Origin of the sequence: Pseudomonas sp. NPDC088414 (genome assembly GCF_044753325.1) — a bacterium.
Taxonomy (GTDB): Bacteria; Pseudomonadota; Gammaproteobacteria; order Pseudomonadales; family Pseudomonadaceae; genus Aquipseudomonas.
The window spans coordinates 295,879-308,071 of sequence record NZ_JBIVMY010000001.1 but is presented as its reverse complement, the minus strand read 5'-3'; the positions used below and the strand labels follow the sequence as shown (position 1 = coordinate 308,071).

Below are 12,193 nucleotides of genomic sequence, written 5' to 3'. Positions count from 1 at the left end.
CGATTCGGGCCTGGTCAACTTGCAAGGAGAAGCATGCATGTCCTCCGAGAACGCCTTTGCGCGACCGGCACTACTCAATCGCTGCGGACAACTGGACAGACAATTCGCCAAGACTGGCGTTGCTCAGGTCTATTTCGCTGGCAGTGTTTCCAGCATGACCCAGGGTGTTGCGCTGGACCGACAGGGGCGCGTGCTGGTCGCGGCCAAGATCGGCACCGCTCAGGGCAGCCGGTTTGGCTTGGCGCGAATACTCGCTGACGGTTCGGCCGATCTCGCGTTCGGCCAGCAAGGCAGCGTCATCGGCGAGTTTGAACCCGGTTTCGAAGCCACCGCCGGCAAAATCCAGGTGTTACCCGACGGACGTATCCTGCTGGCCGGTCTGCATTATCAAACCGCCCACCGCACCCTGCCCGCGCTTGCCTTGTTCAGCGCCGACGGCATCCCGGACCCGCGCTTTGGTGAAAATGGCCGTAAAGTGGTGCGCCTGCCCGGCGACTTGTCCATCGGCTCCCGCGATGCCTGGCTGCCGCCCGGCGTGCCTGGCGCCGAAGCCTGCGACATTGCCGTGCAGGACGACGGGCACATTCTGCTGATCGCCAATCATCATTTCGAACTCGCCGACCATGCCGGCATGCTGATTCGCCTGATGCCAGACGGTGCGCTTGATCCGAGCTTCAATGGCCGCGGCTTCGTGATGATTCGTCATTTGCTGCTCAACACCTGGCTCAGCAGCCTTGCACTGCAGCAGGACGGGCGGATCCTCGTCGCCGGCTCCATCGACTTCCCCCAAGAGGGGCTGGTGGCGCGCTATCTGCCGGACGGGCGTCTGGATGAGCGCTTCGCGGTGGATGGTTTCCTCGCCTTCAAGGCCCACGGCCAAAGCGCCATGGTCAGTCAGGTCATCGAGTCGCAGGAGCATCTGCACTGCTTTGGCAGCAGCCGCGATCCGATCCGCTGTCTGGCACTGAGCCTGCACAACAACGGCCGACCGGAGTTGCGCAACAATGCCGGTCATCCGCATCTGCTGGAAATCGGCCCCAGTGGTTGCCAGTGGAGCGCCGCCCAGTGCATGGCCGATGGCCGCATCATCGCGGTGGGCGCGACCATTGGCGGAATCGAGGCGGATTTCATCGTCGCGCGCTATTTGCCTGATGGCCAACTTGACCACGAGTTTGGCAACGGCCACGGCTGGCTGCGCACGCGGCTGGGACGCAGCCTCGACACCGCCAATTCCCTCGCGGTACAGGCGGACGGACACATACTGGTCGGCGGCTATTCACTGGACGGCAACTACCGCGCCATGGTCGCGCGCTATCTGAATCAATAATTCCCCCCAGACTTGAACTTGCCAGGCACTTGCGGCAACTTGCGCGCTTCTTAATACAAGGAGCAAACGATGTCCGGTTCACTGGCCCAGGCGTTCGCGCATAACTTCCTCGGGCATTCGCCCCGCTGGTACAAGGCGTGCATCGTCGGGTTCCTGATCCTCAACGCCGTGGTGCTGTTCACTGTCGGCCCGGTCGCCGCCGGCTGGTTGTTGGTGATCGAGTTCATTTTCACCCTGGCCATGGCCCTCAAGTGCTATCCGTTGATGCCCGGTGGCTTGTTGCTGATTGAAGCCCTGCTGCTGAAGATGACCACCCCGCAGGCACTGTACGATGAGTTGCTGCACAACTTCCCGGTGATCCTGCTGCTGATGTTCATGGTCGCTGGCATCTACTTCATGAAGGACCTGCTGCTGTTTTTGTTCTCACGGTTGCTGCTGGGCGTGCGCTCCAAGGCGCTGCTGGCGCTGATGTTCTGCTTCCTCTCGGCCTTTCTGTCGGCGTTTCTCGATGCCTTGACCGTCACCGCAGTAATCATCAGCGCGGCGGTCGGCTTCTACTCGGTCTACCACCGTGTGGCCTCGGGCAACGATCCGCGTCAGGACAGCGAATTCAGCGACGACCGCCATCTGCCAGCCCTGCACCATGAAGATCTGGAGCAATTCCGCGCATTCCTGCGCAGCCTGCTGATGCACGGCGCGGTCGGTACTGCCCTAGGCGGGGTCTGCACCCTGGTGGGCGAGCCGCAGAATTTGCTGATCGGTCATGAAATGGGCTGGCACTTCGCAGAGTTTTTCCAGAAAGTCGCGCCGGTCTCGCTGCCGGTACTGGTGGCCGGCCTGGTGACCTGTCTGCTGCTGGAAAAACTGCGCTGGTTTGGCTACGGCACCCTGCTGCCGGACAACGTCCGCGCCGTACTGGCCAATTACGCCGCCGAAGACAACGCCGAACGCACCCCGCGCCAACGTGCCGCCCTGCTGGTGCAAGGGACTGCCGCGTTGATTCTGATTGGCTGCCTGGCGTTTCACGTTGCCGAAGTCGGCTTGATCGGCCTGATGGTGATTGTGTTGATCACCGCGTTCACCGGCATCACCGATGAGCATCGCCTCGGCAGCGCGTTCAAGGACGCCATGCCGTTCACTGCATTGCTGGTGGTGTTTTTTGCCGTGGTCGCGGTGATTCACGATCAACAACTGTTCGCCCCACTGATCCAGTGGGTGCTGGCGCTGCCGGCGGAGCAACAGCCGGGCATGCTGTTCATCGCCAACGGCCTGCTCTCGGCGATCAGCGACAACGTGTTCGTCGCCACGATCTACATCACCGAAGTGAAACAGGCCTTCCTGTCCGGGCACATGAGTCGCGAGCACTTCGAGACCCTGGCGATCGCGATTAACACCGGTACCAATCTGCCAAGCGTGGCGACTCCGAATGGACAGGCGGCGTTCCTGTTCCTGCTGACCTCGGCGATTGCGCCGCTGGTGCGCCTGTCGTACGGGCGGATGGTGTGGATGGCGCTGCCGTACACCGTGGTGATGGGCCTGCTGGGCTGGTACGCCGTCAGCTACTGGCTGTAATTCCGCCGCGCAAAAACTGTAGGAGTGAGCCTGCTCGCGATAGCGGTGTGTCAGCCCAGAAATGGTGACTGAAACATTGCTATCGCGAGCAGGCTCACTCCTACATTTGTTTTGGGGTGAGTTCAGCGACGGAGGATGTACTTCTCGATCGCCTGCGCCACGCCGTCTTCGGTGTTGGGGGCCGTGACTACATCAGCCTGACGCTTCACCGCCTCCTCCGCCTGCCCCATGGCAATCGACAATCCCGCGCAATGGAACATCGCCGGGTCGTTGCCGCCATCGCCAATCGCCGCCGTCTGCTCCAGCGGGATGCCGAGATGCTCGGCGATCGTCGCCAGTGCGTTGCCCTTGTTGGCTTCCAGCGCTGTCACGTCCAGGTACACCGGTTGCGAACGCGAGACCTGCGCCATGCCGTTGACCCTGGGCAGCAGGCGCGCCTCAAGCTCGATCAGCAGATCCGTGTTGGTACTGGTGGCGACGATCTTGTCGATGCGCTCCAGGTACGGCTCGAAACTCTCGACCACCACCGGCGGATAACCGAGGCCGTGCTGTTCGCGCGGCACCATCGGCCCGTGCGGATCCTTGAGCAACCAGTCGCCACCGCTGAACACCCAGATCTCCACATCCGGCTGGTCAGCAAACAACGCCAGGGCAATCAGCGCCGTCGGCACCGGCAGGTAGTGCGCCACCAACAGGCTGCCATCCGGATTGACGATGGTGCCGCCATTGAAGGCGGCGGTCGGCAGATCGACGCCCAAGGCTTCGATCTGCTGCAACATGGCTTTGGGCGGGCGCCCGGTGGCCAGGCTGAACAACACGCCGGCCTCGCGCAGCGAACGAACGGCGTCGATGGTGCGCTGGCTCAGACTGTGATCGGGCAGCAACAGCGTGCCGTCCATATCACTCAGTAAAAAGCGGATCGAGTCACTCATCCCAGACCATGCCAGACGCGACCATCGCGAGTCAGCAGATCATTGGCGGCTTGCGGGCCGTCTTCCCCGGCAGCGTAAGTCTCCACGCTCGCATCCTGTTGCCAGGCATCGAGGAACGGTTGCACCGCACGCCAGCCGTTCTCGATGTTGTCGGCGCGCTGGAACAGCGTCTGGTCGCCGGTCAGGCAGTCGTAGATCAGCGTTTCGTAGCCGGTGGACGGCTGCATTTCGAAGAAGTCCTTGTAGGCAAAACCCAGCTCGATGTTGGCCATGTTCAGCGCCGGCCCCGGCCGCTTGGCCAGCAGGTCGAACCACATGCCTTCGTTGGGCTGGATCTGAATGCGCAGATAGGTCGGCTGCAACTCGTCGACCTCGGTATCCCGGAACTGCGCGTACGGCGCCGGTTTGAAGCAGATGACGATCTCGGTGTCGCGCACGCTCATGCGCTTGCCGGTGCGCAGGTAGAACGGCACGCCGACCCAGCGCCAGTTGTCGATCATGACTTTCAGCGCGACGTAGGTTTCGGTGTTGCTGTCGGGCGCCACGTTGGCTTCCTGACGATAGCCATTCAACGCTTTGCCATCGACCTCGCCGGCGCGGTACTGGCCGCGTACCGAGTTGGCTCGCGCCTCTTCAACGCTCCACGGGCGGATCGCGCCGACCACTTTGGCCTTCTCGCCGCGCACGGCGTCAGCGCCGAATGCGGCCGGCGGTTCCATGGCGACCATTGCCAGCAGCTGGAACAGGTGATTGGGCACCATGTCACGCAGCGCACCAGTGTGCTCGTAAAAACTGCCACGGGTTTCAACGCCGACGGTTTCTGCCGCAGTGATTTGCACGTGGTCGATGTAATGGTTGTTCCAGAACGCCTCGAACAGGCTGTTGGAGAACCGGCTGACCAGAATGTTCTGGACGGTTTCCTTGCCCAGGTAATGGTCGATCCGATAGATCTGTTTCTCAGACATGACCTTGAGCAGACAGGCGTTCAACGCTTCGGCGGTTTGCAGATCGGAGCCGAACGGCTTCTCGATCACCACCCTTCTGAATGCTTCGGGAGTTTCCTCGAGCAACTTGGCCGCGCCGAGACGGCGTACCACTTCACTGAAGAAACGTGGCGCGGTGGCCAGGTAGAACACCGCATTGCCAGTGCCGCTATCGGCAATTTTTGCCGACAGCGCGGAATAAGTGCTGTCGTCCAGGAAGTCGCCCTGGACGTAGCTGATACCTTTGGCGAGCTTGGCCCACAAGGCCGGATCAAGCATCTGATCGCCCTTGCCGACCTTCGCTGCCACTTCGGTGCGGATGAAGTCTTCGAGCTTTTGCGCGAAGGCTTCATCGGTAATGGCGTTGTGATCAACGCCAACGATCCGCAGATTCTCGTCAAGCAGGCCGTCGCGACTGAGGTTGTACAGCGCCGGCATCAGCAAGCGCTTGACCAGGTCGCCGTGGGCACCGAACAGAAACAGCGTGGTCGGTGGTGCGGGTTCTGCCTTGGATTTTCTGCGGATCGTATGGGTCATTTCTTCGGAGTCTCCACGTGGCCGCCAAAGCCGAAGCGCTGGGCCGAAAGAATCTTGTCGCCAAACGTGCCCTGACCGCGCGAGCGATAGCGCGAGAACAGCGAGTTGGACAGCACCGGAACCGGCACCGCCTGCTCCATCGCCGCTTCGATGGTCCATTGACCTTCACCGCTGTCAGCCACCGAACCGGAGAAACCGTCCAGTTTCGGATCGCTGGCCAGTGCATCGGCAGTCAGATCGAGCAACCACGAGGAAACGACGCTGCCACGACGCCAGACCTCGGCGATGTCGGCCACGTTCAGGTCGAAACGCTGATCTTCCGGCAGACGCTCGCTGGACTTGGTCTTGAGGATGTCGAAGCCCTCGGCGAACGCGGCCATCATGCCGTACTCGATACCGTTGTGAATCATCTTCACGAAGTGCCCGGCACCGGCAGGACCGGCGTGAATGTAGCCGTGCTCGGCGCGGTGATCCTCGGACTTGCGATCCTTGGTGCGCGGAATGTTACCCATGCCCGGTGCCAGAGCGGCAAACAGCGGGTCAAGGCGCTGCACGGTCTCGGCATCACCGCCGATCATCATGCAATAACCGCGTTCCAGGCCCCAGACGCCGCCGGAGGTACCGACGTCGATGTAGTGCAGGCCCTTCTCCGACAGAGTCTTGGCGCGGCGGATGTCATCCTTGTAGTTGGTGTTGCCGCCGTCGATGATGGTGTCACCGGCTTCCAGCAAGTCGCTCAGAGTGTTGATGGTGTCTTCGGTCGGTGCGCCGGCCGGCAACATGACCCATACCGCACGCGGCTTGGCCAGGCCTGCCACCAGGGCCGGCAAGTCGGCAACGCCGGTGGAGCCCTCGGCGACCAGGTTATCGATGAAAGCGGTATTGCGGTCGTAAACAACGGTGGTGTGACCGTTGAGCATCAGACGTCGCGCAATATTGCCGCCCATGCGGCCCAGTCCAATAATCCCGAGTTGCATGTGCTGATGCTCCTTACTACAAATAAATGTGTGTCATTGGTTATAGCCCAACGCGACTGATGGAGGTTAGTCCAGAGCGTTGCGATGAAGTTTCCGGGCATTGTGCCCGATCCAGACTGATAACGCCCCGAATCCTGCCGAAGACACACCGACCATGAAAAATAAAAAAGTTCCATTCATGGGCAAAAGAAATCAAAATTGGCGCCGATAGCAAGTCAGTAGCCCCGACGCGGGGACGATTTGCAGTTGAGACACGCCATTTGCGAGGTGAGCAATGGGCACAGTACACACAGCAATGCCGCCACAAACCCTGTACGTCACAATCCGTCGCGATGAATTGCGCCAGTTGAAAGACGAGCGCGACCAGTTGAAGCAGGAGCTGGCGCAGCTGCGCTCGCTGACCCAGGGCGCTCAGCCCAAACCTCTGCCGGTGGTCCAGCGCCATCCGCACGCCTGACCTGCCCCGCCAGCTTCGGGAACGGCGCCTGTCGTTCCCGACATGATGCTCCCCTGCCCCTGATCAGCAACTAACGAAGTTTTCACATTGCCTTGGTGATACTCCGGCCCATTCTGGCCGTGCGTTTGCGCGCGGCTTCCGTTCGTCGGTTTGATGTAGCGTTCCGGCGGTGGTTAGTGACGATGAGCTGGAGTGCTGAATGGCATTGTTCAAACGCAGCAAAACGACTGCGACAGGTTTCGACTGGGCCGGGGTTCTCTGGCTGTTCGCTTTCTTCTGGTATTTCTCGGGTATCACCCAACTGTTGATCCAGCTGACCGGCACCTCCGGTTTCAGCGGTTTCCGTCAGGCTTTCGTGATGAGTGCGCTGTGGCTCGCCCCGATGCTGGCGTTCCCCAAACGCACCAGACTGCTGGCCGCGCTGATCGGCGTAGTCCTGTGGGCCTGCTCCATGGCCAGCCTGGGCTACTTCTTCATCTATCAGCAGGAGTTCTCGCAAAGCGTCATCTTCATCATGTTCGAGTCGAACATCTCTGAAGCCGGCGAATACATGACGCAGTACTTCGCCTGGTGGATGATCCCGGCGTTCCTCGCCCATACCGCTTTCGCCTATTTCCTGTGGACCCGCCTGCGCCCGGTGTACATGCCCCGAGGCCGTGCGTTCGTGGCCGCGATCGCGATCGTCTTCGCCGTGGTCGGTTACCCGCTGATCAAACAGACCCAGCGTACCGGCAGTTTCGCCGGCGGTTTCGAGAAGTTCGAAGACCGCATCGAGCCAGCCGTGCCCTGGCAGATGGCAGTGGCTTACCACCGTTACCTCGACACCCTGGCCGGCATGCAGGACATGCTGCACAGCACCAGCAAGGTGCCGCCGCTGCATAACCTGAAAGCTGCCGACGCCGATAAACCGTCGACCCTGGTGCTGGTGATCGGCGAGTCGACCAACCGTCAGCGCATGAGCCTGTACGGCTATGGACGCAAGACCACCCCGGAGCTGGACAAACTCAAGGATCAGCTCGCGGTGTTCGACAACGTCATCACCCCACGCCCCTACACCATTGAAGCGCTGCAGCAGGTCCTGACCTTCGCCGATGAAGAAAACCCTGATCTGTACCTGTCCACGCCGTCGCTGGTCAGCATGATGAAACAGGCCGGTTACAAGACGTTCTGGATCACCAACCAGCAGACCATGACCAAGCGCAACACCATGCTCACGACCTTCTCCGAGCAGGCCGACGAGCAGGTGTACCTGAACAACAACCGCAACCAGAACGCCGCGCAGTACGACGGTGACGTGATCGAACCCTTCAACAAGGCGCTGACCGACCCGGCGCAGCGCAAGCTGATCGTCGTGCACTTGCTCGGTACTCACATGAGCTACCAGTACCGCTATCCGCCGACCTTCGACAAGTTCCAGGACCGTACCGGCGTGCCGGCCGGCGTGCGTGACGATCAGGTGCCGACCTACAACAGCTACGACAACGCCGTGCTGTACAACGATTTCGTGGTGTCGAGCCTGATCAAGGACTACGCCAAGTCCGATCCGAATGGCTTCCTGCTGTATCTCTCCGACCACGGTGAAGACGTGTTTGACTCCGCCGGCCACAACACCCTCGGCCGTAACGAAAACAAACCGACCGCGCCGATGTACACCATTCCGTTCATGGCCTGGGCTTCGCCGAAATGGCGCGAGAGCCACGACTGGAACTTTGCCGCCGACCTGGGCCGGCCGTACAGCAGCTCGCACCTGATCCACACCTGGGCGGACCTGGCCGGTTTGAGTTTCGATGAACTGGACCGCAGCAAGAGCCTGGTCAGCGACAGCTTCAAGCCGCGTCCGCTGATGATCGGCAACCCGTACGAACGCGAGCAGCGCGCCTTGATCGACTTCAGCCTGATGAAGCCGAAAAAGGTTGACCCTGCCGCTGCGAATGTCGTGCAACAGTAACCGCTCGGAAGGCGCCGGTTTCGAGAGATCGCAACCGGTGTAACGCATAAAGAAAAAGCTCCGTATCTTGCGATACGGAGCTTTTTTCGTTCTGGGCGGACAGGTAACCCGCTTTAACGGGGCTCTGCTGCGCCGCCTGAGGGAAATCGGAGCAGCCAGCATGCTCGCACGTACCTTCCTCCCTGAAAAGCAGCCAGTGCGCTCAGAGGGCGTCAGTAAAAACTCGCCGCCGGGTTCAAGGCTTTTCCCGGCACAAAAACAAACGCCCCGAACAGGTGGGGGCGTTTGTGGGTACATTCGCTTGGGTGCTTTCACACCCTTCACGCTGCAGATCCGGCGCTATCAGTAAGCCTTGCCGGTCTTGTAGAAGTTCTCGAAGCAGAAGTTGGTCGCTTCGATGTAGCCTTCAGCGCCACCGCAGTCAAAACGCTTGCCCTTGAACTTGTAAGCCATGACGCAGCCGTTCTGGGCCTGCTTCATCAGGGCGTCGGTGATCTGGATTTCACCACCCTTGCCTGGCTCGGTCTGCTCGATCAGGTCGAAGATGTCCGGGGTCAGGATGTAACGACCGATGATCGCCAGGTTCGACGGCGCGTCTTCCGGCTTTGGCTTCTCGACCATGCTGTGTACGCGGTAGATGTCGTCGCGGATCATCTCGCCGGCGATCACGCCGTACTTGCTGGTTTCCTGCGGATCGACTTCCTGAATGGCGATGATCGAGCAGCGGAACTGCTTGTACAGCTTGACCATCTGGGTCAGAACGCCGTCGCCTTCGAGGTTGACGCACAGGTCGTCCGCCAGTACCACGGCAAACGGTTCGTCACCGATCAGCGGGCGACCGGTGAGGATCGCGTGGCCCAGACCTTTCATTTCGGTCTGACGGGTGTAGGAGAACGAGCACTCATCCAGCAGTTTGCGGATGCCGACCAGGTACTTCTCCTTGTCGGTGCCTTTAATCTGGTTTTCCAGCTCGTAGCTGATGTCGAAGTGGTCTTCCAGAGCGCGCTTGCCACGACCGGTCACGATCGAGATTTCAGTCAGGCCAGCGTCCAGTGCTTCTTCAACGCCGTACTGGATCAGTGGCTTGTTTACCACCGGCAGCATTTCTTTGGGCATGGCTTTAGTCGCTGGCAGGAAGCGAGTACCGTAACCGGCTGCTGGGAACAAGCATTTCTTGATCATATAAGTCCTTGAAAGGGCTGTGTGTACGAGTTTCGGCGCAGTCTAATCAGGCGGCGCGCACCTTACAATGCCCCGCACTGGCTAACCGATGCCAACATAGAGAAATATTCTCGCCGATAGTTCCGTTGGCGACTTTGCCCAGCGGAAACAGAGTAGCTCAAACACGCAAATGCGCTGCATCACCATACGCTCATCATCCCCCAATGTGAGGATTTGTCGGTATCATGGCGCCTTTGATCCAGCGAACGAGACAGATAGATGGCCGCGGTAAAAATCATCAATGGGTATGTGATCGACAAGAAAGACGGCAAGTGGAACCTGACCACTACCAATGGCGAACACATCGCCGGTCCTTTCGACAGCGAGCAGTTGGCGACTGATGTAGCGTCGGTGTTCACTGACACCCCTGCATCGTCCAAGCGACGTGGCAAAGATCAGGACTGATCGGTTGCGACACACGCCGAGCCCTGCCTTTGTGCAGGGCTTTTTTGTGGCCGCTCGCAGCGCGATGAAAACAAGTGGCCAATCGCTATAACCTTTTCATGCTGGCGCTGTCAGAGCGTTTAGCCCCTCCCTCGCTGAAGACGACACACTTATGAACATGAACAGAATGCTGCCGCTGCTCGCGGTATTGGCCCTCGGTGGCTGTGCCACCTCGGAAACCACCTACCTGAACAACGGCGAACAGGGCTTGAGCATCGACTGCTCCGGGGAAGCCAACTCCTGGGCCACCTGCTACGAAAAGGCTGACGCCTCCTGCGCCGGCACCGGTTACCGCATCGTCGGTACCGACGGCACGCCGGCGCCCAAGGAAAGCGACAAGACCCTGGGGGTCGATGTCGGCAACTACAAGAACCGCAGCGTGGTGGTGGTCTGCAAATAGACCCTACATGTGGATCTCGGCGAATTTGATCCCGAGCCCGCGCACGACCTCGATCAGGTCGTCGAGCCGGGCAAAGGATTCGACTTCGTCGTTATCGTCCACCAGAAAATAGCTGCGACCGGCACTCTTCTTGAAAAACACGATCCACTCGCCCGAGTTCGCCGGATTTTGAATCACATGCGTGGCAGAGATAAGGCCCTCTGCATGCCGTTCCCGTACTTGTTCTCGCTTCATGCGCGACTCCAGAAATGAAAATGCCGTCACAGCATGACTGTGACGGCATCGGTGCTGATGAGCGCTATTCTATCAGCCGGAAATACAGGCATTGGCGGCGTTTTGCACGTCACGGGGACGAATCGGCACATTGGACATCCGCTCATGCAGCTTGATGCTGCTGCCGCCGGAGCGGTCTTCGATATCAAACACCGCGGCCGCGCCGGTGGAAAATTTCCCGGGAACAATCACTCGCACGCCATCCTTGTGCGGCTGCATCTGCAGCGCGCCGCGGCTGTTGGCAAGCTTGTCGGCCAGGCACTGAGCATACTCATGGGGTTTCTTGCCGGAAATCACGCTCATGGTGGGCAAGGTTTCGTTGATTTCGGAAACACTCGCGCAACCACCCACTAACATCAACGGCAGACACACCACACCCCACTTCATACAAATACCTCCCATAAAGACCCTCGGACAGCAGTAATGCCATTTTTCTCCGAGGCTTACTCCATTAAACCCGCATGGAATCGCGAATAACTGTTTTTAATTGTCAAAGCAGCGCTCGACGGCGGGATAATAACCCGTTCGGGCTGATAAACTGCGCCAATCGCACATGCTATCGTTTTGATTTAGTAGAAAAAGCCCTTCTGGAGGCGCCCATGAAATTCATTCACCAGCGCGAGCACCTCAACGAAGACGACATCGTCGTCATCCAATGCTCGCAAACCTGCAACATCCGCTTGATGAACGACGCCAACTTCCGCGCGTTCAAGAACGGCGGCCGCCACACCTACCACGGCGGCGCTTTCGACACGTTTCCTGCGCGCATCACCGCACCGAGCACCGGTTTCTGGAACATCACCATCGATACCGTCAACCGTCGCGCCATCAGCGTCACGCGCAAGCCGACCCTGACCCACTCGATCAAGATCATCCGCCGCTCCAGCTCCAAACTGAGCTGAGTCGCCCCTGACGCAAAGGTAAGCACGACCGTGGCCCAAACGACCAAATACGTCATCAAATACAAGCTCAACGGCGAGCGCCGTTTCGAGTTCGCACAACTGGAAAACGGCACCGAGGAAGAAGCCAAGGCCGCACTGGATGCCATCCACGGCCAGACTGATGATGTAATCAGCGACATCGCCGTCAGCAAAGCCCTGTAACGCAACATCCGGGGATTCG

The 12,193-nt window shown here is 59.8% G+C and carries 14 protein-coding genes; 8 read left to right on the top strand and 6 right to left on the bottom strand.

Features of this window, described 5'->3' with window-relative positions; genetic code table 11:
- Positions 1 to 37 precede the first annotated feature (37 nt).
- Both ACIP8I_RS01360 and nhaB read left to right on the top strand, forming a co-directional pair.
- Positions 38 to 1,327, top strand: a complete 1,290-nt coding sequence (locus tag ACIP8I_RS01360) for a hypothetical protein (protein ID WP_400758110.1) — start codon at positions 38 to 40, stop codon at positions 1,325 to 1,327.
- 69 nt (positions 1,328 to 1,396) lie between these two features.
- Positions 1,397 to 2,899, top strand: coding sequence for a sodium/proton antiporter NhaB (gene nhaB, locus ACIP8I_RS01355; protein ID WP_367084407.1), 1,503 nt, complete (start codon positions 1,397 to 1,399; stop codon positions 2,897 to 2,899).
- Between the two features lie 122 nt (positions 2,900 to 3,021).
- On the opposite strand, the gene ACIP8I_RS01350 is transcribed toward nhaB, so the two are convergent.
- The 3 genes from ACIP8I_RS01350 to gnd are packed head-to-tail and all read right to left on the bottom strand — an operon-like array spanning position 3,022 to position 6,328.
- Entirely contained in the window at positions 3,022 to 3,831 is an 810-nt protein-coding gene (locus tag ACIP8I_RS01350; RefSeq protein ID WP_400758109.1) for an HAD family hydrolase, read from the bottom strand.
- A complete protein-coding gene (zwf, locus tag ACIP8I_RS01345; RefSeq protein ID WP_400758108.1) occupies positions 3,828 to 5,351 on the bottom strand; it encodes a glucose-6-phosphate dehydrogenase in 1,524 nt (507 codons plus the stop codon). Before zwf ends, ACIP8I_RS01350 begins: the two co-directional genes overlap by 4 nt.
- On the bottom strand, positions 5,348 to 6,328 hold the full coding sequence (gnd, locus tag ACIP8I_RS01340; protein ID WP_400758107.1) for a phosphogluconate dehydrogenase (NAD(+)-dependent, decarboxylating): 981 nt from the start codon (positions 6,326 to 6,328) through the stop codon (positions 5,348 to 5,350). Before gnd ends, zwf begins: the two co-directional genes overlap by 4 nt.
- A 274-nt stretch (positions 6,329 to 6,602) precedes the next feature.
- On the opposite strand from gnd, the gene ACIP8I_RS01335 reads away from it, so the two are divergent.
- On the top strand, positions 6,603 to 6,785 hold the full coding sequence (locus tag ACIP8I_RS01335) for a DUF6026 family protein (protein WP_007964649.1): 183 nt from the start codon (positions 6,603 to 6,605) through the stop codon (positions 6,783 to 6,785).
- Positions 6,786 to 6,984: 199 nt separating this feature from the next.
- Positions 6,985 to 8,733, top strand: a complete 1,749-nt coding sequence (locus ACIP8I_RS01330) for a phosphoethanolamine transferase CptA (protein WP_400758105.1) — start codon at positions 6,985 to 6,987, stop codon at positions 8,731 to 8,733.
- Between the two features lie 342 nt (positions 8,734 to 9,075).
- On the opposite strand, the gene galU is transcribed toward ACIP8I_RS01330, so the two are convergent.
- Positions 9,076 to 9,915, bottom strand: coding sequence for a UTP--glucose-1-phosphate uridylyltransferase GalU (galU, locus tag ACIP8I_RS01325; protein ID WP_007912230.1), 840 nt, complete (start codon positions 9,913 to 9,915; stop codon positions 9,076 to 9,078).
- Between the two features lie 258 nt (positions 9,916 to 10,173).
- Between galU and ACIP8I_RS01320 the strand changes: the two genes are divergently transcribed.
- Complete coding sequence (locus ACIP8I_RS01320; protein WP_007964653.1) at positions 10,174 to 10,359, top strand: hypothetical protein; 186 nt, start codon at positions 10,174 to 10,176, stop codon at positions 10,357 to 10,359.
- Between the two features lie 151 nt (positions 10,360 to 10,510).
- Entirely contained in the window at positions 10,511 to 10,798 is a 288-nt protein-coding gene (locus ACIP8I_RS01315) for a hypothetical protein (RefSeq protein ID WP_367084402.1), read from the top strand.
- Positions 10,799 to 10,801: 3 nt separating this feature from the next.
- On the opposite strand, the gene ACIP8I_RS01310 is transcribed toward ACIP8I_RS01315, so the two are convergent.
- Positions 10,802 to 11,032, bottom strand: a complete 231-nt coding sequence (locus ACIP8I_RS01310; protein WP_007964656.1) for a hypothetical protein — start codon at positions 11,030 to 11,032, stop codon at positions 10,802 to 10,804.
- Between the two features lie 72 nt (positions 11,033 to 11,104).
- On the bottom strand, positions 11,105 to 11,458 hold the full coding sequence (locus ACIP8I_RS01305; RefSeq protein ID WP_400758102.1) for a hypothetical protein: 354 nt from the start codon (positions 11,456 to 11,458) through the stop codon (positions 11,105 to 11,107).
- Positions 11,459 to 11,670: 212 nt separating this feature from the next.
- Between ACIP8I_RS01305 and ACIP8I_RS01300 the strand changes: the two genes are divergently transcribed.
- Both ACIP8I_RS01300 and ACIP8I_RS01295 read left to right on the top strand, forming a co-directional pair.
- A complete protein-coding gene (locus ACIP8I_RS01300; RefSeq protein WP_024164475.1) occupies positions 11,671 to 11,973 on the top strand; it encodes a DUF1883 domain-containing protein in 303 nt (100 codons plus the stop codon).
- A 30-nt stretch (positions 11,974 to 12,003) separates the two neighbouring features.
- Positions 12,004 to 12,174 carry a hypothetical protein gene (locus ACIP8I_RS01295; RefSeq protein ID WP_007964915.1) on the top strand — a complete coding sequence of 57 codons (171 nt, stop codon included), beginning with the start codon at positions 12,004 to 12,006 and terminating at the stop codon, positions 12,172 to 12,174.
- Positions 12,175 to 12,193 lie beyond the last annotated feature (19 nt).

Bases quoted from the DNA above. Each gene is read 5' to 3' on its own strand.
- ACIP8I_RS01360 (WP_400758110.1), top strand. From the start codon at position 38: ATGTCCTCCGAGAACGCCTTTGCGCGACCGGCACTACTCAATCGCTGC.
- nhaB (WP_367084407.1), top strand. From the start codon at position 1,397: ATGTCCGGTTCACTGGCCCAGGCGTTCGCGCATAACTTCCTCGGGCAT.
- ACIP8I_RS01350 (WP_400758109.1), bottom strand. From the start codon at position 3,831: ATGAGTGACTCGATCCGCTTTTTACTGAGTGATATGGACGGCACGCTG.
- zwf (WP_400758108.1), bottom strand. From the start codon at position 5,351: ATGACCCATACGATCCGCAGAAAATCCAAGGCAGAACCCGCACCACCG.
- gnd (WP_400758107.1), bottom strand. From the start codon at position 6,328: ATGCAACTCGGGATTATTGGACTGGGCCGCATGGGCGGCAATATTGCG.
- ACIP8I_RS01335 (WP_007964649.1), top strand. From the start codon at position 6,603: ATGGGCACAGTACACACAGCAATGCCGCCACAAACCCTGTACGTCACA.
- ACIP8I_RS01330 (WP_400758105.1), top strand. From the start codon at position 6,985: ATGGCATTGTTCAAACGCAGCAAAACGACTGCGACAGGTTTCGACTGG.
- galU (WP_007912230.1), bottom strand. From the start codon at position 9,915: ATGATCAAGAAATGCTTGTTCCCAGCAGCCGGTTACGGTACTCGCTTC.
- ACIP8I_RS01320 (WP_007964653.1), top strand. From the start codon at position 10,174: ATGGCCGCGGTAAAAATCATCAATGGGTATGTGATCGACAAGAAAGAC.
- ACIP8I_RS01315 (WP_367084402.1), top strand. From the start codon at position 10,511: ATGAACATGAACAGAATGCTGCCGCTGCTCGCGGTATTGGCCCTCGGT.
- ACIP8I_RS01310 (WP_007964656.1), bottom strand. From the start codon at position 11,032: ATGAAGCGAGAACAAGTACGGGAACGGCATGCAGAGGGCCTTATCTCT.
- ACIP8I_RS01305 (WP_400758102.1), bottom strand. From the start codon at position 11,458: ATGAAGTGGGGTGTGGTGTGTCTGCCGTTGATGTTAGTGGGTGGTTGC.
- ACIP8I_RS01300 (WP_024164475.1), top strand. From the start codon at position 11,671: ATGAAATTCATTCACCAGCGCGAGCACCTCAACGAAGACGACATCGTC.